General features: G+C 61.7%; 23 protein-coding genes. 6 read left to right on the top strand and 17 right to left on the bottom strand.

The features are described 5' to 3' along the window. Window positions 1-198: 198 nt before the first annotated feature. Complete coding sequence (gene minC, locus I9018_RS22950) at window positions 199-936, bottom strand: septum site-determining protein MinC (protein ID WP_068587393.1); 738 nt, start codon at window positions 934-936, stop codon at window positions 199-201. Between the two features lie 121 nt (window positions 937-1,057). On the opposite strand from minC, the gene I9018_RS22945 reads away from it, so the two are divergent. Next, entirely contained in the window at window positions 1,058-1,990 is a 933-nt protein-coding gene (locus I9018_RS22945; RefSeq protein WP_241107583.1) for a lipid A biosynthesis lauroyl acyltransferase, read from the top strand. A gap of 51 nt (window positions 1,991-2,041) precedes the next feature. Beyond that, entirely contained in the window at window positions 2,042-3,214 is a 1,173-nt protein-coding gene (locus I9018_RS22940; protein ID WP_068587390.1) for a patatin-like phospholipase family protein, read from the top strand. A gap of 16 nt (window positions 3,215-3,230) precedes the next feature. Here the strand turns inward: I9018_RS22940 and I9018_RS22935 are convergent, their stop codons facing one another. The 7 genes from I9018_RS22935 to puuE all read right to left on the bottom strand — a co-directional run bounded on the left by I9018_RS22935 (window position 3,231) and on the right by puuE (window position 10,640). Next, window positions 3,231-4,085: a pirin family protein gene (locus tag I9018_RS22935; protein WP_241107582.1), complete on the bottom strand. Its 855-nt coding sequence runs from the start codon at window positions 4,083-4,085 to the stop codon at window positions 3,231-3,233. 147 nt (window positions 4,086-4,232) lie between these two features. After that, on the bottom strand, window positions 4,233-5,018 hold the full coding sequence (locus tag I9018_RS22930; RefSeq protein ID WP_068587386.1) for an outer membrane protein OmpK: 786 nt from the start codon (window positions 5,016-5,018) through the stop codon (window positions 4,233-4,235). A 639-nt stretch (window positions 5,019-5,657) separates the two neighbouring features. Next, entirely contained in the window at window positions 5,658-7,007 is a 1,350-nt protein-coding gene (locus I9018_RS22925; protein WP_124348277.1) for a nucleobase:cation symporter-2 family protein, read from the bottom strand. A 171-nt stretch (window positions 7,008-7,178) separates the two neighbouring features. Continuing rightward, the gene (locus tag I9018_RS22920; protein ID WP_068595877.1) at window positions 7,179-8,489 is read right to left on the bottom strand and encodes a urate hydroxylase PuuD; all 1,311 of its coding nucleotides are present in this window, start codon (window positions 8,487-8,489) and stop codon (window positions 7,179-7,181) included. A gap of 51 nt (window positions 8,490-8,540) precedes the next feature. After that, on the bottom strand, window positions 8,541-9,044 hold the full coding sequence (locus tag I9018_RS22915; RefSeq protein ID WP_068587585.1) for an ureidoglycolate lyase: 504 nt from the start codon (window positions 9,042-9,044) through the stop codon (window positions 8,541-8,543). 157 nt (window positions 9,045-9,201) lie between these two features. Beyond that, complete coding sequence (gene uraD / locus I9018_RS22910; RefSeq protein WP_241107581.1) at window positions 9,202-9,717, bottom strand: 2-oxo-4-hydroxy-4-carboxy-5-ureidoimidazoline decarboxylase; 516 nt, start codon at window positions 9,715-9,717, stop codon at window positions 9,202-9,204. Further along, on the bottom strand, window positions 9,714-10,640 hold the full coding sequence (gene puuE / locus I9018_RS22905; RefSeq protein WP_241107580.1) for an allantoinase PuuE: 927 nt from the start codon (window positions 10,638-10,640) through the stop codon (window positions 9,714-9,716). The genes uraD and puuE overlap by 4 nt, the downstream gene beginning before the upstream one ends. Before the next feature lie 425 nt (window positions 10,641-11,065). Between puuE and uraH the strand changes: the two genes are divergently transcribed. After that, entirely contained in the window at window positions 11,066-11,419 is a 354-nt protein-coding gene (gene uraH / locus I9018_RS22900) for a hydroxyisourate hydrolase (RefSeq protein WP_068587591.1), read from the top strand. A gap of 163 nt (window positions 11,420-11,582) precedes the next feature. On the opposite strand, the gene I9018_RS22895 is transcribed toward uraH, so the two are convergent. Both I9018_RS22895 and I9018_RS22890 read right to left on the bottom strand, forming a co-directional pair. Next, window positions 11,583-12,932 (bottom strand): NCS2 family permease, encoded by a 1,350-nt coding sequence (locus I9018_RS22895; protein ID WP_068595874.1) that lies wholly within the window; start codon window positions 12,930-12,932, stop codon window positions 11,583-11,585. Window positions 12,933-13,178: 246 nt separating this feature from the next. After that, window positions 13,179-13,622, bottom strand: a complete 444-nt coding sequence (locus I9018_RS22890) for a MarR family transcriptional regulator (RefSeq protein WP_241107579.1) — start codon at window positions 13,620-13,622, stop codon at window positions 13,179-13,181. An 82-nt stretch (window positions 13,623-13,704) separates the two neighbouring features. Here I9018_RS22890 and I9018_RS22885 point away from each other — a divergent pair, with 82 nt between their 5' ends. Continuing rightward, a complete protein-coding gene (locus tag I9018_RS22885; RefSeq protein WP_068587599.1) occupies window positions 13,705-14,862 on the top strand; it encodes a PLP-dependent aminotransferase family protein in 1,158 nt (385 codons plus the stop codon). A gap of 19 nt (window positions 14,863-14,881) precedes the next feature. Continuing rightward, complete coding sequence (locus tag I9018_RS22880) at window positions 14,882-15,484, top strand: glutathione S-transferase family protein (RefSeq protein WP_068587600.1); 603 nt, start codon at window positions 14,882-14,884, stop codon at window positions 15,482-15,484. A gap of 46 nt (window positions 15,485-15,530) precedes the next feature. Here the strand turns inward: I9018_RS22880 and I9018_RS22875 are convergent, their stop codons facing one another. The 5 genes from I9018_RS22875 to I9018_RS22855 form a co-directional block, all read right to left on the bottom strand. Next, complete coding sequence (locus I9018_RS22875; RefSeq protein WP_241107578.1) at window positions 15,531-15,902, bottom strand: glutathione S-transferase N-terminal domain-containing protein; 372 nt, start codon at window positions 15,900-15,902, stop codon at window positions 15,531-15,533. Between the two features lie 101 nt (window positions 15,903-16,003). Continuing rightward, complete coding sequence (gene folE, locus I9018_RS22870; protein WP_011062625.1) at window positions 16,004-16,549, bottom strand: GTP cyclohydrolase I FolE; 546 nt, start codon at window positions 16,547-16,549, stop codon at window positions 16,004-16,006. Between the two features lie 76 nt (window positions 16,550-16,625). Then, complete coding sequence (locus I9018_RS22865; protein ID WP_068587604.1) at window positions 16,626-17,183, bottom strand: Smr/MutS family protein; 558 nt, start codon at window positions 17,181-17,183, stop codon at window positions 16,626-16,628. 75 nt (window positions 17,184-17,258) lie between these two features. After that, on the bottom strand, window positions 17,259-17,579 hold the full coding sequence (locus I9018_RS22860) for a hypothetical protein (RefSeq protein WP_241107577.1): 321 nt from the start codon (window positions 17,577-17,579) through the stop codon (window positions 17,259-17,261). Between the two features lie 128 nt (window positions 17,580-17,707). Next, window positions 17,708-18,298 carry a cysteine hydrolase family protein gene (locus tag I9018_RS22855; protein WP_068587608.1) on the bottom strand — a complete coding sequence of 197 codons (591 nt, stop codon included), beginning with the start codon at window positions 18,296-18,298 and terminating at the stop codon, window positions 17,708-17,710. 240 nt (window positions 18,299-18,538) lie between these two features. On the opposite strand from I9018_RS22855, the gene prmB reads away from it, so the two are divergent. Continuing rightward, entirely contained in the window at window positions 18,539-19,447 is a 909-nt protein-coding gene (prmB, locus tag I9018_RS22850; RefSeq protein WP_068587610.1) for a 50S ribosomal protein L3 N(5)-glutamine methyltransferase, read from the top strand. 49 nt (window positions 19,448-19,496) lie between these two features. Here the strand turns inward: prmB and I9018_RS22845 are convergent, their stop codons facing one another. Further along, entirely contained in the window at window positions 19,497-20,288 is a 792-nt protein-coding gene (locus I9018_RS22845; RefSeq protein WP_068587612.1) for a hypothetical protein, read from the bottom strand. Between the two features lie 98 nt (window positions 20,289-20,386). Then, complete coding sequence (locus tag I9018_RS22840; RefSeq protein WP_068587614.1) at window positions 20,387-21,340, bottom strand: alpha/beta fold hydrolase; 954 nt, start codon at window positions 21,338-21,340, stop codon at window positions 20,387-20,389. Between the last annotated feature and the right edge of the window lie 8 nt (window positions 21,341-21,348).

Raw genomic sequence — 21,348 nt, 5'->3', positions numbered from 1 at the left:
TGTTTCACCCCTAAGGAAAAAGGACTTTGGGTCCCTGAAAAACATCTCTTGAAAACTACTGCAGTCGGACAGCCGTGGCTGGAGCTCGGCCAGTGGCAGGATCTACCGTCGGTAGACGCTGCGGGTCGCCAATTTCCCACTTCGTTTGAGCCGTTTTCGCTACGTTTTAGAGATGTTTGGAAAATGCGGCAGTATCCGTTAAAGACGAGTGATGTTCAACACGTCTCCCGACAGGCTGACCTGGACTCCCGAGCCCCACAAAGGGTCGCGTCGCAGGTCTTCGGAGACCTTGTACTGGCCGGCGATGGAGATCAGTTCGGCGCTCAACTGCTGACAAAAAATCCGCGCCTTGGTGTCACCCTTGACGCCAGCCAGCGCCCGGCCACGCATTGGGCCGTATACATGGATATTGCCGTCGGCGAGAAGTTCCGCGCCGGGGCTGACCGAGGACACCACCACCAGGTCGCCGCCCTGGGCATAGATCTGCTGCCCACCGCGTACTGGCGAAGTGATGATGCGGGTTGGCTTGACGGTAGGCTCGGGGGGCTTTTCCGGAACCTTGCGGACTTCGCTTTCAGGTGGGTCCAGCGGTCGTTCCCTGGCTCCGGACGGTGGCAGAACCGGCAGGTCGACGGCAATCGCCGCGGCAATGTCCTCGATTCGGCTGGCGCGAATGGCCAGGGTACGCAGGCCATGTTGGCGGCACACGCGCATCAGTGCGGGCAGGTCCACCGAGCCTTCGGTGGCGGGCAGTTTGTCCAGGGCCAGGACCAGGGGGGCGTTGCTGAAGAAGTTCGGTGCCTGGGCGACCTTCGCGGCCAGTTGCCGATCCAGGCCCTCAAGGTCGTTGCGGGCCAGTTCCAGTACGGTGATGGCGAGCATGCTGCCTTTCAACTGGAAGACGGGGTCTTGGTCTAGCGATTCGGTTTGGCTCATGGTCTGCAGAAGGCGGCTTGTCACTAAAAGTGCCGAGACTTATAACGAGAACGCCCTCGGCCCGCAAGCCAGGTCGAACCGTTGTAGAATGCGCGACCCTGTTGTCTGTCCGGAATCTTTAATGGATCGCCCGCGTTTTCAAGCTGCATTCTTGTCTCCACGTTTCTGGCCGCTGTGGCTGGGGCTTGGCTTGTTATGGCTGGTCGTCCAACTGCCCTATCCCGTCCTGCTGCAAATCGGTCGTGCCCTGGGGGCGCTGATGTATCGGGTAGCGGGCGAGCGCCGGCGCATTGCCGGGCGCAATCTGGAATTGTGCTTCCCGGAAAAGTCCGTGGCAGAGCGCAAGCGCCTGCTCAAGGAGAACTTCGCCTCGACCGGGATCGCATTCTTCGAAATGGCCATGAGCTGGTGGTGGTCCAAGCCGCGCCTGGCCCGTCTGGCCCACGTCGAGGGGCTGGAGTACCTCAAGCAGGCCCAGCGAGAGGGGCAGGGGGTGATCCTGATGGCCCTGCATTTCACCACCCTGGAAATCGGTGCTGCGCTGCTGGGCCAGCAGCACACCATCGACGGCATGTATCGCCAGCACAAGAATCCGGTATTCGATTTCATTCAGCGCCGCGGCCGCGAGCGGCACAATCTCGATTCCCTGGCCGTGGAGCGCGAGGACGTGCGCGGCATGCTCAAGCTACTGCGTTCCGGCCGTGCGATCTGGTATGCGCCGGACCAGGACTACGGCGCCAAGCAGAGCCTGTTCGTGCCCCTGTTCGGCATTCAAGCTGCCACGGTCACGGCTACCAGCAAGTTCGCCCGCCTGGGCAAGGCGCAGGTGGTGCCTTTCACCCAGGAGCGTCTGGCCGATGGCCGCGGGTATCGCCTGGTGATTCATGCTCCGCTGGAAGACTTTCCCGGCGCCACCGAAGAAGAGGATTGCCTGCGGATCAACCAGTGGGTCGAGGGTGCGTTGCGTGCTTGTCCCGAGCAATATCTCTGGGCACATCGACGCTTCAAGAGCCGGCCGCCGGGTGAGCCGCGCCTCTACAAGAAGCGCGGGTGATCCCCAGGCAATGACAGAACGGCCCCCGGGCGCCATGGAGGGAATGAGTTGATGAGTGCGGCAGAACCTGTCACCGGTTTGATTCTTTCCGGCGGTGGAGCCCGGGCGGCTTATCAGGTCGGGGTCTTGTCGGCGATTGCCGAACTGCTTGGGCCGGGGGCACGCAACCCCTTTCCAGTGATCGTTGGCACCTCCGCCGGGGCCATCAACGCCGTCAGCCTGGCCAGTGGCGCCACTGATTTCTCGGCGGCGATCAAGCGCCTCACAGAGTTCTGGCGCAGCTTTCGCAGTGACCAGGTGATGCGCAGCGACTGGCCGGGGGTGATTCGCCAGGCCAGCCGGTTCGTCGGCCACAGCCTGTTGGGATTGGGCGCCCAGGTGCCGGTGGCGCTGATCAACAGTTCGCCCCTGCGGGATTTGCTCAACCAGCACATGCACCTTTCGGGGATCGGCGATGCCATTTCCCAGGGGCAGTTGCATGCAGTGGCGGTCACCGCCTTCGGTTACGAGTCCGGCCAGGCCGTGACCTTCTATCAAGGGGGAGGGGTGATCGACCCTTGGTTGCGACATCGGCGGATCGGGTTGCCGACCCGCTTGACCGTGGACCACCTGCTGGCGAGTTCGGCGATCCCACTGTTGTTCGCCCCAGTGAAGCTCGACCAGGAGTACTTCGGCGATGGTGCGGTACGCCAGTCGGCGCCCATCAGCCCGGCGTTGCACCTGGGAGCCAGTCGGGTGCTGGTGGTGGGGGTCAGTGGCAACCCGCGGGGCAACGATCCGGAGAACGCCACGCCACGCAGCTACACCGGGCAGGAGCCGACGTTGGCGCAGATTGGTGGCCACATGCTCAACAGTACCTTCATCGACAGCCTGGAGAGCGATATCGAACTGCTGGAGCGCCTCAATCATTTCACCCGCCTGGTGCCAGGCGGTGCCACCGAGCACGGCCTGGGCATTGCCCCGGTCGAGGTACTGGTGATTGCCCCAAGCCAGCCGATCGATGAGATCGCCGCGCGCCACCGGCAGGAGTTGCCGGCAGCCCTTCGCTTGTTCCTGCGGGGGCCGGGGGCGACTCGAACCAGTGGTGCTGGGGTGTTGAGCTACCTGCTGTTCGAGGCGGCTTATTGCAGCGAACTGATCGAGCTGGGGCGCAGCGACGCACTGGCCAAGGCCCAGGAACTGGCGCGATTTCTCGGCTTGCGCAAGACTCTGGCGCCGGCCTGAGCCCTGGCCCTGGGCTTCAGTCCGTCAGGCGATCGTCGCGAAAGTCTCGCAGGGCCTGCTCGATTTCCTCCCGGGTATTCATCACGAAAGGTCCGTACTGCACCACAGGTTCAGCCAAGGGCTTGCCGGCGATCAGAAGCACTCGGGCACCGTGCAAGCTGCTTAATTGCAACTCACCGTCATCGGACAGGCGCACCAGCTTGCCGCTGGCCACGCTCTGTGGATGGCCGGGAAGCTCGAGCGCGCCTTCGTAGACGTACAGCAACGCCCGATGCCCTGCTGGCAGGCGTGGACTGACTGAGGCGCCGGCGGGCAATCGCAGGTCGAAGTACTGTGGCTCGGTATGGGGGCGCTCCACGGCTCCTGCCTGCTGGTGTTGGCCATCGTCGAAGCGTCCGGCAATCACGGCCACCTCGACTCCTCCGGTGGTGGTCAGCCGGGGGATGTCCTGGGGCTGGATGTCCCGGTAGGCGGCGGGGTCGAGCTTGTGCCGGCCCGGCAGGTTCAGCCACAGCTGGAAGCCGCGCATCACGCCTTCTTCCTGCTCTGGCATCTCACTGTGGATAATGCCTTTGGCTGCGGTCATCCACTGCACGCCGCCACTGTGCAACAGGCCGACATTACCCAGGTGGTCCTCGTGGCGCATGCGCCCTTCGAGCATGTAGGTCACGGTCTCGAAACCACGATGTGGATGAGGTGGAAATCCGGCGATGTAGTCGTCCGGGTTCTGTGAACCGAATTCGTCGAGCATCAGGAACGGATCGAAGCGTTCGACACCCTGGCCACCGAAGACCCGGGTCAGTTTCACCCCGGCACCGTCAGAGGCGGGCTGGCCGCTATGGATGCTGAGTACCTTGCGCAGCTGGGTCATGGGCAACTCCTGATCAATGTGGGAATGGCGGCATGTTATGCCTGCTTCATCGATCGATGGTTGCGAAATGTGCGAAGGTTTTATCGAATTTGTAGATGTATTGTGCGCTGCCTCCAACCGGGTGGAGGCAGCGTCCGCAAGCTCTGATCAGAAGTGGTACTTGATCAGCAGGCTGGCGGTGTCCTGGTTGGTTTCGAAGCCACGGGAATCCTGGATGCCGTACTTGTTCTTCCAGTAGTCGTACTCGAAACCGACGTACAGCTGCTTGGCGCCCCAGTTCATGGCCTTGCCCAGGTCGTACTTGACCTGTGGGTTGAAGTGCAGGTTGGCGTGGTAGGTGCCCTTGGCGTTGCGGTCATTGTCCACGACCCAGTCCATGTAGCCGTCGATCAGGATGTCCGAACCGCCCACGGGAATGGTGTAGGACCACACTGGGGTGATCTGCCAGACGTTATCGCCTGGGCGGCTGCCTTCGGTGTGGCGCTGGTAGAAGTTCAGCTGGAAGTAGTCGAAACCGGGCACTGCCAGATCGAACCCGGGACCGACCAGGTAGGACTCGTTGTCGCCTTCGCCGAACTCGTAGGTAAAGGCCAGGAGCACGTCCTTGATCGGGCCGAATTCCAGCTTCTGGTCGAAGATCTTGCCGAACGACAGGCGCGGGGTGAACTCACCGTAATAGGTGTCCGGGCCGACGTTGCCGTCCTCTTTGCCGTTGTAGAAGATGCGGTCGAGGAAAAAGAAGTTATCCCCATATTTCCAGGCGTCGGCGTGTTCGAACGTCACGGTCTGTTGAATCTGCGGATTGACCTGGAAGTTCTTGCCATACAGGTAGGTCAGGCTGTTGTTCTGCCACTGCAGCAGATCGCCAGCCATGGCCTGGCTCCCGGCCAGCAGGCCGGTGGCGAGCAGCAGGTTCTTGCTCATCGGGTTCATTCGGTTGCTCCAAAAGTAGTGGTTCCATGTTTTCTTGGCATAGCGCTCTGGTTTGGCGCCTTTTCCTTGCGTTACAACTCTGCGTTCGATCAGCGTCGACGCTTTTAGCGTCTGCTGGGCCAGGTCCGAAAAAAGCAAAAAAACTCCCGTCCGGCTGTAGCGATACAGTCGAGCGAGAGTTTTTTCCCTGCACTGTTTTCGTGTGCCTGGCTACCTGCCTTGGCCGGGATAAATTGGCTCTTGGGTCAGGTTTTTCATCCGGGCTTTTTTTTAGACCGGATTCGCGCGGCCGCGGAGAATACTGGCTCCCACGGCAGGGCTCAAGTGCAGCACGGTGACGCACTTGCAGCCATTGACGGATGGGCAGGCCGGTCATTTGCGGAACCGGCTGGCGATGAGGGGCAATGCCGGGAAGATGGCTGGCGCCAGCCATGGGCTGGAGACGTGTCGGCGGCTGGCGGCGAAACGCCGACAGGCCCGTCCGGTCGGTCTGCATGGTGGTTGCTCCCTGGTTGTTCTTATTGTCAAGGCGCAGCGGTTGCAGGTAGCGGTCGTTCCTTGCTGGGATCGCCGCTGTGACAGGTATCAGGTCATGGGTGAGTCAAAGTCCGGGCGTCGCAATGACGCCCGGCTCACGAGCTAGTGTTGGTGCACTTGCTGGGCAGAGGCCCGCTCGGCACCGCCGAGAATGTTGAACAAAAGGTTCAGCAGCAGGGCACTCAGGGTCGCCATGGCGATGCCGCTGTGGGTAATGGGGCTCATCCACAGGGGCAGGTGGGAGAAGAACTCCGGACGCACCACCGGGATCAGGCCCATGCCGATGCTCACCGCCACCAGCAGTTGGTTGCGGCGATCGGCGATATCGGCTTCCTGGAGAATCTTGATTCCGGTGGCGGCGACCATGCCGAACATCGCGATGGCCGCACCGCCCAGTACCGCCGGGGGAATCGAAGCCACCAGGAAGGCGGCCTTGGGCAGCAGGCTGAGGACGATCAGCAGGCCACCGGCGACCATGGTCACGGAGCGGCAGCGGACCCCGGTCATCTGCACCAGGCCGATGTTCTGGGCGAAGGAGGAGTGGGTGAAGGTATTGAAGAAGCCAGCGAAGAACGAGGCCCCGGCATCGCACAACAGGCCCCGGCGCAGCATGCGCGGTGTGACTTCATGACCGGTGATCTTGCCCAGCGCGAGGAACATGCCGGTGGACTCGACGAAAATGATCACCACCACCAGGCACATGGACAGGATGGGGGCCAGGTGGAACTGCGGCATGCCGAAGTGTAGCGGCGTCACCACTTGCAGCCAGGGAGCCTGGGCCAGTCCGCCGAGGTCGACCATGCCGATCAGGCCACACAGTGCGTAGCCCAGGGCCATGCCGATCAGCACGGAGATGTTCACCCAAAAGCCGCGCATGAAGCGGTGGATCAGCAGGATCGTGCCCAATACCAGCCCGGCGACGATCAGGTAGATGGGAGAGCCGAACTGCGCGGAAGTGCCTCCGCCAGCCCAGTTCACCGCCACGGGAAACAACGACAGTCCGATCGAGGTGATCACCGTGCCGGTGACCAAAGGCGGGAAGAAACGCACCACCTTGGACATGAAGGGCGCAATCAGCATGCCGAAGAAGCCGGCCGCGATGGTGGCGCCGAAGATGCCCTGCAAGCCGATGCCGGGCATGCCGGCCATGGCCACCATGCTGCCGACGGCGGCGAAGCTGGCGCCCATCATCACCGGCATGCGGATACCCATGGGGCCGATGCCGAACGATTGGACGATGGTGGCAATGCCGGCCACCAGCAGGTCGGCATTGATCAGGAAGGCGATTTCTTCACGACTCAGGCCAGCGGCCTGTCCGATGATCAGCGGTACCGCGATTGCACCGCCATACATCAGCAGAACGTGCTGCAAACCGACCAGGATCAGTTGCAAGAAGGGCAAGCGCTGAATGGCGGGCGCATCGGGGACGCACTGTTCGGATGAATCGGACATGCAACACCTCGGATGTTCTTATTCTTGTGATTTAGCCGCTGTGTCTTGGTGCACAGCGGTGTGCAACGGGCAAATCATGATCGGCTGATGACAAGCAAGCTCGCTTCTACAGAGAGTGCAGGTTCTGTAGAGGCGAGCTTGCCCGCAGAGCAGCCTGGCGCCAGGCGCGGATCAGTTGGTCTGGGCCCCCTGGGCAATCCAGGCACCGATCAGCTCACGCTCCTGCTGGGTCATCTGGGTGATGTTGCCCAGGGGCATGATCTGGCTGGCCACGGCCTGGGCCTGGATACGTGCTGCCTGCAGGCGGATCTGCTCCGGGGTGTCGAACATCACGCCAGCCGGTGCGGTGCTGAACAGCGAGCTGGTGGGCTTGGCCGAATGGCAGACCGCGCAACGCTCCTGGATCACGCTGTGGACCTTCTCGAAGCTCGGGCCGTTACTGGCTTGGGCCGGTGCCGTAGTGGTCGTCGCTGGAGCCTGGGCCGGTGCCTCGGTGGCCGGTTTGGCGCCGCCCCCGAGAGCGGTTTCCGGCAGGGGTTGGTAATCGATCTTGGCGGGTGCCTTGGCCACTTCAGGAGCGCTGGTCATCGGCGTTGGGCCCGTCACATAGGCCAGGCAGATCATGCCCAGTGCCGCGACTGGCAAGGTCCAGGCGAACTTGTGGCTGTCATGGCGGGTATTGAAGTAGTGGCGAACCAACACGGCCGCCACGGCGATGCCGGCCAGGATCAACCAGTTGTACTGGCTGCCGTAGGTGCTGGGGAAGTGGTTGCTGATCATGATGAACAGCACCGGCAGGGTGAAGTAGTTGTTGTGCCGCGAACGCAGCAGGCCCTTGGCCGGCAGGACCGGGTCCGGGGTCTGGTTGGCCTCGATGGCCGCTACCAGCTGGCGCTGGGCCGGCATGATGATGCGGAACACGTTGCCCACCATGATGGTGCCGATGATCGCCCCGGTGTGCAGGTAGGCGCCGCGACCGCTGAACACCTGGCTGAAGCCGAAGCAGGCGGCGATGACCAGTACGAACAGTACCAGGCCCAGCAGGGCGGGGTGCTTGCCCAGCGGCGAGTCGCACAGGAAGTCGTAGATGAACCAGCCAGCGATCAGCGAGCCGACGCCGATGGCGATACCTTCACCACCGCTCAGGGTGCTGCCAGGGGCGAGCAGGTAGAGGGTCGGGTTCCAATAGAACACCAGGCACAACAGGGCAATCCCCGACATCCAGGTGAAGTAGGCCTCCCACTTGAACCAGTGCAGGTTCTCCGGCATCGAGGGCGGTGCCAGCTTGTACTTCTCCAGGTGGTAGATGCCGCCGCCGTGGATCGCCCAGAGGTCGCCGGACAAGCCGTCCCTGGGGTTGGCGCGATTGAGGTTGTTCTCCAGCCAGACGAAATAGAACGATGCGCCGATCCAGGCCACACCGGTGATCATGTGTATCCAGCGCACGCTCAGATTGAGCCATTCCAACAGATGTGCTTCCACAGTCTCTACCTCATACCCGTCACCCTTGTTGTCGGGTGATCGGGCCTTCTCTTATTGGTGGGGGGCGAGGATCAAACGCTCATCCTCTTTGAAGAAATGCTCATCGCAGTTGTTACCCGAACCACTGCGATCAACCACCAGGAAGTCATCCCGCTTTTCGATCGTCAGCACCGGGTGGTGCCAGACGCCGCGATGGTAATTGATGCCCTGCCTGCCATTGCTGACGAAGGCGCGGACCAGACCTGATACAGGTGCATCGCCAAGCGGCGCGACCACGATCAGAAAGGGGTTGCCGAGCAGCGGGATGAAAGCCTGGCTGCCCTGCGGATGGCGTTCCAGCATGCGGATGGTCAGCGGCATGTCCAGCGCATCGGCGCGGAAGATGCTGATGATGGCCTGGTCCTCCGGTTGGGCGGTCTGGACCGTCGCCAGGCGGTGGAAGCGCATGGTCGAACCATTGTTGATCATGAAGTGGTCGCTGCCCTCGGTTTCGATCACGTCACCGAAAGGGGCAAAGGCTTCTTTGGTCAGGGGTTCAATCGTCAGTGTGCGCATGCTGTTCTTCTTCGTTCTCTAATGAAGTCACTGCTGACCACGCTCGGCCGTCAGGTCGGTGCGTTACTGGCGTAGGTGGTCCTGCATCGTTCTTGTCTGTTTGTCATGCCAGTCCCTGAAGGCCCCTGGGAGTCATCGGGACTGGCACCTTGGAGGACTACAGGGCTTGCAAGCGAAACAGGGCGATCTTGTTGATCTGCTCCAGGGCGCACTTGAACTCGGTGTCCACCGAGTTGTGGATGCGGGTTTCGAACGCGGCGAGGATCTGGTGCCGGTTGCTGCCCTTCACCGCCATGATGAAGGGGAACTTGAACTTGGCCTTGTAGGCGTCGTTCAACTCGGTAAAGCGCTGGAACTCCTCGGCGGTGCACTGATGGATGCCGGCGCCAGCCTGTTCGTTGGTGCTGGCCTCGGTCAGCTCGCCCTGGATCGCGGCCTTGCCGGCGAGGTCCGGGTGAGCGTTGATCAGCGCCAGTTGGCGGGCGTGATCGGCACTGAGCAGGATGTCGCTCATGCGCTGGTGCAGGCCCTCGATCTGGTCGATGGAGGCATCCAGGCCCAGGTCATGGGCCTCTTCGGCCACCCATGGGGAATGCTCGTAGATGTCGGCGAAGGCCTCGACGAAGCCTGCGCGGTCCAGGGTCGAGGGCTTGAGGGTCTGGAAAGCGGTCATTTCGCGGCCCCCTGGTAAGGATGGACCTGGTGCCAGTGGCGAGCGATATCGACCCGGCGGCTGAACCAGACCTGCTCGTGGCCCTTGACGTACTCGAGGAAACGCTTGAGGGCGGCCAGGCGCGCGGGGCGCCCCACCAGGCGGCAATGCAGGCCGATGGAGAGCATCTTCGGTGCCTCTGCACCTTCGGCATACAGCACGTCGAAGGCATCCTTGAGGTAGTGGAAGAAGTCATCGCCCTTGTTGAAGCCCTGGACCTGGGTGAAGCGCATGTCGTTGGTATCCAGGGTGTAGGGGATCACCAGGTGCGGCTTGCCTGTGGGGTTGTTGGCTTCCCAGTAGGGCAGGTCGTCGTCGTAGGTGTCGCTGTCGTAGAGGAAACCACCTTCCTCCATCACCAGGCGTCGGGTGTTCGGGCCGGTGCGGCCGGTGTACCAGCCCAGGGGGCGTTCACCGGTGATCTCGGTGAGGATGCGGATCGCTTCGAGCATGTGCTCGCGTTCCTGGGCCTCATCCATGTACTGGTAGTCGATCCAGCGGTAGCCGTGGCTGCAGATCTCGTGGCCGGCCTCGACCATGGCGCGGATCACGTCCGGATGGCGCTGGGCGGCCATGGCCACGGCGAAGACGGTCAGCGGGATATCGAATGCCTTGAACAGCTTGAGGATCCGCCAGACGCCGGCACGGCTGCCGTACTCGTACAGCGACTCCATGCTCATGTTGCGCTCGCCTTGCAGGGGCTGCGCGGCGACCATTTCAGACAGGAAGGCTTCCGACTCCTTGTCGCCATGAAGGATGTTGCGCTCGCCGCCTTCTTCGTAATTGAGTACGAAGGACAGGGCGACCCGGGCATTGCCTGGCCAGTGAGGGTGAGGAGGGTTGGAGCCGTAACCGATCAGGTCGCGAGGGTAGTCAGCGCTCACTGCAGTCTTCCTTCTTGTTCGTGATAACGGTGGCGTGGCGGGACCTGAAGTCGGGGGAAGCCAGGTAGGCGTCACTGCGATGGCTTGATTGTATACAACTTTATATTCAGTTTGTAAGCCCGTTTTTTTGCATTTTTCCGCTTTTATCGGTACTGGAATGCTCTGCAAGAAACTTGCCCAAGCAGTCAGGTAATGAATGGCAAGTCGTCTGTTGCTGTGGTTTTGCAGAAGATCCGCAGGCTATCGAAAGCCTGTGCGGCGAGGCGAATATTTGTGATTATTATTGTGTACAATTTTTATTGAAAATGTCTTAATTGTGCACCTGCCACAGTCTTTCTCGCTGTCGATGCTGTGGCTTCCCTTCACTCACTGACTTCGGGAGGCGCGAGCCCTGAAGCGCACGGCGCGACAGGCACGCAGAATCAATGGGACGTTTGACTACACACGTTTTGGATGCCGCACATGGCTGCCCTGGCAGCGCCATCAAGATCGAGCTGTATCGGGTCGAAGGGGCTCAGCTGGAGCCGGTCGCCACCGCCGTCACCAACAGCGACGGTCGCTGCGATGCACCGTTGCTGCAGGGCGATGACTACCGCAGCGGCGTCTACCAGCTGCACTTCCACGCTGGCGATTACTACCGCGCCCGCGGTGTGCAGTTGCCGGAGCCGGCATTCCTCGATGTGGTGGTGCTGCGCTTCGGCATCAGCGCCGAGCAGGATCACTACCACGTGCCGCTGCTGATTTCGCCCTACAGCTATTCGACCTATCGAGGAAGCTAGGACTTTCCCCCAAGAATCCTGCGCAAATAGCTTTCTTTGGTCCTTGCCCGCCCCACACTGCGGGCTTTTTTTTGCCTGCAGTCAGGGCTTGCCGTCGTGTGGCTGGTGCTCCATGAAAAAAGCCCCATCCAACGGGACGGAGCTTGGCGGCCGGGGCCTGTGACTACAGGAATACGAACTTGGCGACGAAGATTGCGCACAGCACGTACAGGCTGATGGAGATTTCCTTGTGCTTGCCGGTGCCGGCCTTGAGCACTACGTAGGTGATGAAACCCAGGGCGATCCCGTCGGCGACGGAAAAGGTCAGGGGCATCATGATCGCGGTGACGATCGCCGGAATGCTGTCGGTGGCTTCTTCCCAATCGATATGGGCCATGCCGCCCATCATCAGCATCGCCACATAGATCAGCGCGCCGGCGGTGGCATAGGCGGGGATCATCCCCGCCAGCGGGGCGAAGAACATCGCCGCCACGAACAGCACGCCCACGGTGATGGCGGTCAGGCCGGTACGGCCACCGGCGGCTACGCCCGCGGCACTTTCCACATAGCTGGTGACGGGCGGCACGCCGACCACTGCGCCGAATACGCTAGAGGCGCTGTCGGCCTTGAGGGCCCGGGACAGGTTTTCGATCCGGCCATCGGGGTTCACCAGTCCGGCGCGCTGGGCCACGCCCATCAAGGTCCCGGCGGTATCGAACATGTGCACGAACAGGAACGCCAGGACCACGCTGATCATGCTGACGTTGAACACTCCGGCGACATCCATGGCCATCCAGGTCGGCGCCAGGCTTGGCGGCGGGGAGAGGATGCCGTTGTAGTGCACCAGGTCCAGGCCCCAGCCGGCCAGGGTCACGGCAATGATGCTGATCAGGATCGCGCCGAACACCCGGCGGTAGCTGAGCACGGCGATCATCAGGAAGCACACCGCGGCCAGCAGCGGCCCGGGCTCGCGTAGGGAACCGAGCTTGATCAGGGTCGCCGGGCTGTCGACGATGATCCCGGAGGTCTTGAGGCCGATCAGGCCGAGGAACAGCCCGACTCCGGCGCCCATGGCGAAGCGCAGGCTGGCGGGAATGCTGTTGAGCAGCCATTCGCGGATCCGTGACAGGGTCAGGATCATGAACAGCACGCCGGAGATGAATACCGCACCAAGGGCGGTTTCCCAGTGGTAGCCCATGGTGCCGACCACGGTGTAGGTGAAGAAGGCGTTGAGTCCCATTCCCGGTGCCAGGCCTACCGGCCAGTTGGCATAGAGCCCCATCAGCAGGCAACCCAGGGCCGCGGAGATACAGGTGGCGACGAACGCTGCGCCATGATCGATACCGGCGTCGGCCATGATGTTCGGATTGACGAAGATGATGTAGGCCATGGTGATGAACGTCGTCACCCCGGCAATCAACTCGGTCTTCACCGTGGTGCCATGCAACCTGAGTTTGAAGATGCGCTCCAGCCAGCCGCTGTTCGGCGATGGCGAGAGGTCGAGCGGCGAGGCTTCGGATTTGCGGCTTTCCACAGCGAGTACTCCTCAAGAGTTTTATTGTTTTTTCGGAACCGGATGCGCGGGGTTGGGCAACGGTTCTTTGAGGCAGGCAGGGCTTGTGGGGTTTATTGACCTGCGGGTCAAGAACTCACACGTGGCGATTATGCTTTTGTATACAAAGAATGCAAATAATGTTTTTTGAGTTGTCTGCAAGAAAACCCAAGACGCTGCTATATCAGGAGGGGCGTGCGGAGATGGCAGCGACCGCCCCTGGGCAGGTCAGTCGTCGGCCGTTTTGCCGGCTAGCGCCTGGTTCACCGCCAACCAGCCATTGACGGCATCTTCCCCGGCTAAGCTGAAGGCCCGTTGCAGCAGCTTGACTTGCTCGCGGCGCAAGGATTGTTCGAAACGCGCACCCTCGTCGGTCAGTTCCAGCAGGCGTTTGCGTTTGTCAGAGGCGGGCGCGGCGCTATCGACCAGGTGCATTTCCATCAGTTGGCGCAAGGGGGTGTTCAAGGCCTGCTTGCTGACCCCCAGCAAGGCCAGCAGTTCTTTCACGCTCAGCCCTGGATAGCGAGCGATGAAGAACACGATGCGCTGGTGCACGCGATTCAAGCCACGGCGTTCGAGCATTTCGTCGGCTTTGGCGGTAAAGGCCTGGTAACCGAAGAAGAAGGCTTCCATGGCGGTTTGCTGCGAGGTTGGCTGGGTAAGGTCAAGCATATTGACGTATCTGCAAAAGCCGGCGTAATTTTGGTCAACCAGTTTGACGTATTCCCTCCAACCTTCGCTAGCGGTGATCTTTATGGCTTTCTCCGAACGTGTGTCGCGCCTCAAAAGCTCCTTGATCCGTGAAATTCTTGCCGCGGCCCAGCGTCCGGAGGTGATGTCGTTTGCCGGTGGGTTGCCGGCCGAGGCGATGCTGCCCCATGTGCAGTGGCAGGATGCGCCCCACACGATTGGCCAGTACGGCATGAGCGAGGGCGAGCCGCAATTGCGCGAGGCCCTGGCGGAACAGGCGCGCCAACTCGGCCTGCCCTGTACGGCCAGCCAGGTTTTGGTAGTCAGTGGTTCCCAGCAGGCCCTCGACCTGGCGGCCAAGCTGTACATCGACAAGGGCACTGAGATCATGCTGGAGGCCCCGACTTACCTTGCGGCCCTGCAAATCTTCCAGCTGTTCGGCGCCCAGTGCCTGACCGTGCCGCTACAGGCCGATGGCCCCGACCTGGCACGGATGCGGGCTTGCCTGGAGCAGCATCGTCCGGCATTCGTGTATTTGATCCCGACCTTCCAGAATCCGTCGGCGGTGCGCTACAGCGAAGCCAAGCGCGATGCCGTGGCGGCCTTGCTGGATGAGTTCGAGGTCACCCTGATCGAGGATGAGCCCTATCGTGAACTGACCTTCGACGGTGGCAGTGCCACGCCGATTGCCAGCCGCTTGAAAAAGGCCAGTTGGATCTACAGCGGGACGGTGTCCAAGACCCTGCTGCCTGGGCTGCGGGTGGGTTATCTGATCGCCAGTGCGGACCTGTTCCCACACTTGTTGCGTCTGAAACAGTCGGCCGACCTGCACACCAACCGCTTCGGTCAATGGCAGGCCATGCAATGGATCGGCAGCACCAAGTTCCAGTTGCACCTGGAGGCATTGCGCGGTTTCTATCGCCAGCGCCGTGATGCGTTCCAGGCAGCTTTGCAGGTTCATTTCGCCGACCTGGCCGATTGGCAGGTGCCCCAGGGTGGATTGTTTTTCTGGTTGAGCTTGAAACAGCCGCTGGACACCCGCACTTTGCTTGGGGCGGCGCTGGAGCGCGACGTCGCATTCATGCCCGGTGAGCCGTTCTTTTCCGATCCGGAGCAGAATCACGGGCATCTGCGGTTGAATTTCAGCCATATCGATCCAGCACGGCTGGACGAAGGCCTCAAGCGGCTGGCCACCGTGATACGTCAAGCACAGGCTGCATAGGCAGCCCAAGGGGAGGGCCATGTACAAGGTTTATGGCGATTATCGTTCGGGCAACTGCTACAAGATCAAACTGATGCTCAATCTGCTGGGGTTGCCCTATGAATGGCAGGCCGTGGATATTCTGGGTGGGGATACCCAGACCGAGGCATTCCTGGCGAAGAACCCCAATGGCAAGATCCCGGTCCTGGAACTCGAGGATGGCACCTGCTTGTGGGAGTCCAATGCAATCCTCAATTTTCTCGCCGATGGCAGCCGGTTCCTGCCCAGCGAGCCGCGGCTACGTACCCAGGTCCTGCAATGGCAGTTCTTCGAGCAGTACAGCCATGAGCCCTACATCGCCGTGGCGCGTTTCATCAAGCTCTACGAAGGACTGCCCCAGGAGCGCGAGGAGGAATACCTGAAGCTGCACAAGCGTGGCTACAAGGCGCTGGATGTGATGGAGAAGCAGTTGAGCCGTACGCCATACCTGGTGGGCGAGCACTATTCCATCGCCGACATTGCCTTGTATGCCTATACCCACGTGGCCCATGAAGGCGGTTTCGACCTGGCTCGCTACCCTGGCATCCAGGCCTGGATGCAACGGGTGGCGAGCCATCCACGGCACGTGGCGATGCTCGACTGAGCGTGGCCCGGCATCAGGCAGGTGCCGGGCTCGTCCGCCGGAGGATTCAGGCGGCGGAAAAACGCTGGTTCAGGTAGTCGATGATCACCTTGGATTCATACATCCAGGTGGTCTGGCCGTTTTCCTCGATGCGCAGGCACGGCACCTTGATCTTGCCACCTTGCTCCAGCAAGGCCTGGCGGTCCTGCGGGTTGTTCTTGGCGTCATGCAGTGCCACCGGCACGTTCAGGCGGTGCAAGGTACGGCGGGTTTTCACGCAGAAGGGGCAGGCGTGGAACTGGTACAGGCGCAGGCCCTTGGCGGCCTGTTCGACCTGGGCCTGGGCGGCGGCGCTGCGCTTTTGCTTGCGCGGGCGGGTGATGAAGTCGATGAAAATGATGAGTTGGCCCAGGCCGACTCGCAGCGCTTTGACGATCACGGTGTTGCCTCTTGCCCATGAATGAAGGGGCGGCAGCTTACCTGATTTTTGCCAGGCGAAAAAAACCGGCGATCAACGCCGGTCTTTTCACTCTCCGCCCGTCACTTGATCAGGCTGAGGAACTCGCTGCGGGTCGCGGCATTCTCGCGGAATTCGCCGAGCATCACCGAGGTGATCATCGACGAGTTCTGCTTCTCCACACCGCGCATCATCATGCACATGTGCTTGGCTTCGATCACCACGGCCACGCCCAGGGCGCCGGTTACTTGCTGGACGGCGTCGGCGATCTGCCGGCTGAGGTTTTCCTGGATCTGCAGGCGACGAGCGTACATGTCGACGATGCGCGCGACCTTCGACAGCCCCAGGACCTTGCCGCTAGGGATGTAGGCCACATGGGCCTTGCCGATGAAAGGCAGCAGGTGGTGTTCGCACAGCGAGTAGAGCTCGATGTCCTTGACCAGCACCATTTCGCTGTTGTCGGAGCTGAACAAGGCACCGTTGGTGACTTCTTCCAGGGTTTGTGCATAACCGCGGCAAAGATACTGCATGGCTTTGGCGGCGCGCTTGGGCGTATCGAGCAGGCCCTCGCGGGAGACGTCCTCGCCCAGTTGGCCGAGGATCGCGGTGTAATTCTGTTCCAGGGACATGAAACTACCTGTGGGATTTACGCAAAGGGCAAGGGTACGGTGGCGGGCACGGCGCTGCAAGCGTGACGCAGCGCCTTTATTCGTCGCGGCCTTCCATCATGGTGCGTTTGAGCATCACGTACAGCGCTCCGGTACCGCCGTGCTTGGCCTGGCAGGAGGCAAAGCCCAGTACCTGTGGATGCTGGCGCAGCCAGGTGTTGACATGGCTCTTGATCATGGGGCGCTTGCCATCCAGGCGCACGGCCTTGCCGTGGGTGACCCGTACGCAGCGAACCTCCAGCTTGGTGGCTTCGGCAAGAAACGCCCAGAGGGTTTCTCGAGCCTTTTCCACGGTCATTCCGTGTAGGTCGAGGCTACCTTCAAAGGGAATCTGGGCCAATTTCAGCTTGCGCATCTGGCTGTCCTGGACGCCGTCACGGGCCCACATTAGCTCATCTTCAGGACCTACATCGATCACGAACTGGTCGGACAGTCCGTCCACCGTGGTGGTTTCGCTACGAATGGTGGCGGCCTGGCGCAGCTTGGCGATCTGCGCCCGATCGGTCTTGGGTTTGCCTGTTTCGGCACGATCATGCTTGATCGGCTTGATGCCGCGCATCTCGTTCTTGAACAGGGAAAAGTCGTCGTCTTGCATGTCAGCCTCCGCGAAGGGCGGCTAGTTTACCCAAGTCGGCACGCAGCAAGGCGCGTAAATTGCGCCTTGGAAGTGTCAGTCGTGTTTTTTCATCAGGTGTGGAGCCATGTTCAGCGCGAGTGGCTGGCGCATGCGGCGGCGGCAGCGGCGCCATAGGCGGATGCCGATATACAGCACCACCAGGCCGAGCAGGAGGATGATCGTCGAGCCCAGCGGGCGGGCGTTGACCTCGCCCAGCGCGGGGATGCGTCCGAGCAGGCTCGCGAAGCCGGCCATAGCCAGCAGGATGCCGCAGGTCGCCAGCAACGCGGAGAATGCCGCTCCCAAGCGCAGGCGCCAGTTCCGCGGGCTCTTGGGCCGCAGCCGACGTGCGTCAAAACCATCGGATATCTTCATTCCGACCTTCCTCAGTGGGTATCGGCCCTTCGACCGGAAGTTGCTCGGGTGGTTCCTGAGGCTCGGGTAATTGCTGCAAATGCGAGGCATTCATGGATGAGCGGCGATCAGCCGCTCATCAGGGACGATCAGATCAGGCTGGCCGTCAGGGCGAGGGTAGCGAAGTTGTCGGCCATGATCGCCATTTCGGTCTGCTGGACGTGTTCGGCACTGAGGATGCCGCCTTTGTGGGGCAGGTCGCGGGTGGCGCAGGCATCTTCCACCAGGGTGCAGCGAAAGCCCAGGTTCTTTGCCGCGCGCACGGTGGTGCTGACGCTGGAATGGCTCATGAAACCGGCCACGATCAGGTCCAGCGAGCCGAGATCCTGCAGGCGTTTTTCAAGTTCGGTGCCATGGAACGCGCTGGGCAGCAGCTTGCCGATGATGGTTTCGTCACCCTGGGGTTCAAGGCCTGGGATGAACTCGCCGCGTTCGCCCTGGGGGTCGAACAGGCCGCCGACGGTACCGAGATGGCGCACATGCACGATGGGCCGACCGGCGGCACGGGCCGCTGCCAGCAGTTGGCGGATGTTGGCTACCGCAGCATCCATGCCGGACAGGGCCAGGGGGCCGCTGAGGTACTCTTTCTGGGCGTCGATGATCACAAGGGTCGCGTGGCTCAAGTTGGCCGCCGCATAACCACGACCGCTGAGTTGAAACATCGTCTTTGGAACGGACATTCTGGGGCTCCTGTGAGTGGGGCTTTTGCGACATTGTCCTCTGGCGGAGCGCTTCTGTGAATCGCTACTAACGTAAGGGGCGTCGTTGCTGGCTTACAGCCATGTCAAGGACCATCGTCGAGCGCTGTTTGGGGAAGGGCCGGGCAGTGACAGGTCGATTGTGCCGCGATGGTTTTCACGCTTAGTCGGCAACGGTTTTGGCTGTTAGAATCGCCGGTCGTTTTGTCAGGAGTCTGTTCCGTGATCACTTCCCGTCTTCGCACCTTGCGTGACCATATCCGCTGGGCCGTCAGCCGTTTTCATGGGGAGAATCTGTTCTTCGGCCATGGCACCGATAATGCCTGGGACGAAGCTCGCCAGCTGGTGCTGGGTGCCTTGCATCTGCCGTGGGAAATTGCCGATAGCTACCTGGACTGCGCGTTGGAAGACAACGAGCTGGTCCATCTGCAGCATTTGCTCAAGCGCCGTATCGAAGACCGCGTGCCCGTGGCCTACCTGCTAGGGGAAGCCTGGTTCTGTGGCTTGCCGTTCGTGGTCGACGAACGCGTGCTGATTCCCCGTTCGCCCATCGGTGAACTGATCGAGAAGCGCTTCGAGCCGTGGCTTGCCAATGAGCCGGCGCGAATCCTCGACCTGTGCACCGGCTCCGGCTGCATCGGCATCGCCTGTGCCTACGAGTTCCGCGAGGCCGAGGTGGTACTGGCCGACCTGTCCTTCGAGGCCCTGGAAGTCGCCAACCAGAACATCGAGCGCCACGGCGTCGATGAGCGAGTCTTCACTGTGCAGGGCGACGGCTTTGCTGGCCTGCCGGGACAGCGTTTCGACCTCATCGTCTCCAATCCGCCTTACGTCGATGCCGAGGATTTTGCCGACATGCCCGAGGAGTACCAGCATGAGCCGGAACTGGGCCTGGCCTGTGGTGACGATGGCTTGAACCTGGTGCGGCGCATGCTGGCCGAAGCCGCCGATCACCTGACCGAGAAGGGATTGATGATCGTCGAGGTGGGCAATAGCCAGGTGCACGTCGAGGCGCTGTATCCAGAGGTCGATTTCGCCTGGCTGGATTTCCAGCGCGGTGGCCATGGAGTGTTCATGCTGACCGCCGAACAATGCCGTCAGCACCAGGCGTTGTTCGCTTCGCGTCTCTGAGGGATTCGCCGGCCCGTGCAATACGGGCCATGGGCAATGTGGTCGCGACTCAGCGGTGAGTCGCGATCCAGATCAGCAGCCCGGCCTGGAACACCGCGAAGGCCACCAGGCAGGTGATGGTGAAGCGCAAGCCGGTGTCTTCGCGCTTGTACTTGGTGACTTTCTCTTCCTGCTTGCGCAGCTTGCCTTCCAGCTCTTCCAGGTTCTGCTCGGCCTGCTGGAGCATCTGTGCGGCTTCGAGGATTTCCACGAACTGCAGCTTCTCGGTGTTCCACTGGCTCTGCAACTCACCGACCTGGATATCCTTGACGCTGCCCTTGAGATGCTGGGCATCGGCATACACCACATCCAGGCCCAGGGTGCGCAACACATGGTCGCGGCGCAGTCGGGTGTCTTCGTTCAGTGCATCCTTGTTGGCCAGCTCGAAACCATCGACCCGGTAGTGCGACCACTTCTTTTGCGCCCATTGCGTGGCTTGCGCCAGTAGGAAGCGACCGATACCACGATTCAGCGGTTCGATCTGCAAGCCGCTTTCGGGCTCGAAGAATACCCGACGGGTTTCGTGCTCGACCCACACGTCCAGGTGATTCTGTTCCTTGCGGACCCGTTGGCCAGGCAGGCTGACAACCATGCGTAGCAGGCTGTAGTCCTTGTTACTGCGTTCGGCATAGCCAAACTCGATAAAGCGCAGGGGGCGTGCACCCGTAGCACGATCGGTTTGCAAGGGCGCCAGGCGTAGCATCTTGCGATGTTCGACCTGGACATCCGCCCAAGGCAGTGGAGCCCGCTCCGGGGCGGCCTCTTCCTGCTCGGCAGCAGGTGAATTCTGGGTATCAGTCATAACGCAAAGTCCTGTCCAATCGCTGTGCGCCGACAGCAATCGAACGGCCGGCAAAGGCTTATCGGCCGTTTTTTCCAGGACTGGAGGGTTAACACCTGCTAACGGGTGTGAAGTCCGTCAATAAAATCGATGACGGTGCTGCCCAACTGTGCCGCCAGCGGAAGTTGCGGGTCCTTGTAGGAGTCCAGCTGGCGCCGAAGATCGTTGGGCACGATGCGCATCACATGGTTCATGCCCTCGATCAACGTCAGCCGGGCATCCGGCTTGGCGGCCTTGAGCACCTTGGCATCGTCGACGCTGACCTGGATGTCGTTGCTGCCCTGGACGATCAGTGCCGGCATTTTCAAGCGGGCAAAGGCGGCGGCCGGATCTTCACGAAACAGCGTGATCAGGTAGGGCTGCACGCTGGGGCGGAAGATGACCTGCAGCGCCGCTGGCACGTCGCTATCGACCTTGCCGGACTTGATGCTGTCGAGCAGTTCGTTGGCCCGCACCATCAATGCCGGGGGGAGGCGATAGCTCAGTTGCTGGCGCAGGACCTGGTCCACCGGGCGGGCGGTGCCGGCGATGGAGATCACCCCGGCAGCGTCCAGTTGCGGGGCGGCGAGGCTGGCGATCAATGCGCCTTCGCTGTGTCCCAGTACGATCAGGCGTCCCAGGCGTGGATCGGCCTTGAGCTTGTTGCCCCAGGCCACGGCATCGGCCACGTAGGCATCCAGGGTCAGGTTGCGCTCATCCGGGGTGGCCGCGAGGCTGGCGGCCACGCCACGCTTGTCGTAGCGCACGCTGGCGATGTTGTGCCGGGCCAGGACCCAGGCCAGGCGCTTGAGGCTGTCGGTGCGGCCACCGTCGGGATTGTTGCCGTCGCGGTCGGTCGGCCCGGAACCGGAAATGATCAAGACCACTGGCACCGGTTGCTCTGACTTGGGCAGCAATAGCGAGCCGTACAGCTCGCCGTGCCCGGTGTCGAGGCTGATGGGGCGCTGCAGGATGGTGGCCTGGGCCAGGCCGGTGAACAGTAGAAGACTCAGCAGAAGGGCTCGCAGCATCATCACGCCAT

Source organism: Pseudomonas sp. MPFS, assembly GCF_022537035.1.
Lineage (GTDB): Bacteria > Pseudomonadota > Gammaproteobacteria > Pseudomonadales > Pseudomonadaceae > Aquipseudomonas > Aquipseudomonas sessilinigenes.
This window is presented reverse-complemented; position numbering and strand designations above follow the sequence as displayed.

Coding starts and splice junctions, on each gene's coding strand:
- I9018_RS22915 (WP_068587585.1), bottom strand. CDS start 9,044: ATGCGCACACTGACGATTGAACCCCTGACCAAAGAAGCCTTTGCCCCT.
- I9018_RS22860 (WP_241107577.1), bottom strand. CDS start 17,579: ATGAAGATATCCGATGGTTTTGACGCACGTCGGCTGCGGCCCAAGAGC.
- I9018_RS22885 (WP_068587599.1), top strand. CDS start 13,705: ATGGCTTTCTCCGAACGTGTGTCGCGCCTCAAAAGCTCCTTGATCCGT.
- minC (WP_068587393.1), bottom strand. CDS start 936: ATGAGCCAAACCGAATCGCTAGACCAAGACCCCGTCTTCCAGTTGAAA.
- I9018_RS22845 (WP_068587612.1), bottom strand. CDS start 20,288: ATGACTGATACCCAGAATTCACCTGCTGCCGAGCAGGAAGAGGCCGCC.
- I9018_RS22840 (WP_068587614.1), bottom strand. CDS start 21,340: ATGATGCTGCGAGCCCTTCTGCTGAGTCTTCTACTGTTCACCGGCCTG.
- I9018_RS22925 (WP_124348277.1), bottom strand. CDS start 7,007: ATGTCCGATTCATCCGAACAGTGCGTCCCCGATGCGCCCGCCATTCAG.
- uraH (WP_068587591.1), top strand. CDS start 11,066: ATGGGACGTTTGACTACACACGTTTTGGATGCCGCACATGGCTGCCCT.
- I9018_RS22940 (WP_068587390.1), top strand. CDS start 2,042: ATGAGTGCGGCAGAACCTGTCACCGGTTTGATTCTTTCCGGCGGTGGA.
- I9018_RS22890 (WP_241107579.1), bottom strand. CDS start 13,622: ATGCTTGACCTTACCCAGCCAACCTCGCAGCAAACCGCCATGGAAGCC.
- I9018_RS22930 (WP_068587386.1), bottom strand. CDS start 5,018: ATGAACCCGATGAGCAAGAACCTGCTGCTCGCCACCGGCCTGCTGGCC.
- uraD (WP_241107581.1), bottom strand. CDS start 9,717: ATGACCGCTTTCCAGACCCTCAAGCCCTCGACCCTGGACCGCGCAGGC.
- I9018_RS22865 (WP_068587604.1), bottom strand. CDS start 17,183: ATGCAAGACGACGACTTTTCCCTGTTCAAGAACGAGATGCGCGGCATC.
- I9018_RS22935 (WP_241107582.1), bottom strand. CDS start 4,085: ATGACCCAGCTGCGCAAGGTACTCAGCATCCATAGCGGCCAGCCCGCC.
- I9018_RS22855 (WP_068587608.1), bottom strand. CDS start 18,298: ATGTCCGTTCCAAAGACGATGTTTCAACTCAGCGGTCGTGGTTATGCG.
- folE (WP_011062625.1), bottom strand. CDS start 16,549: ATGTCCCTGGAACAGAATTACACCGCGATCCTCGGCCAACTGGGCGAG.
- I9018_RS22880 (WP_068587600.1), top strand. CDS start 14,882: ATGTACAAGGTTTATGGCGATTATCGTTCGGGCAACTGCTACAAGATC.
- I9018_RS22945 (WP_241107583.1), top strand. CDS start 1,058: ATGGATCGCCCGCGTTTTCAAGCTGCATTCTTGTCTCCACGTTTCTGG.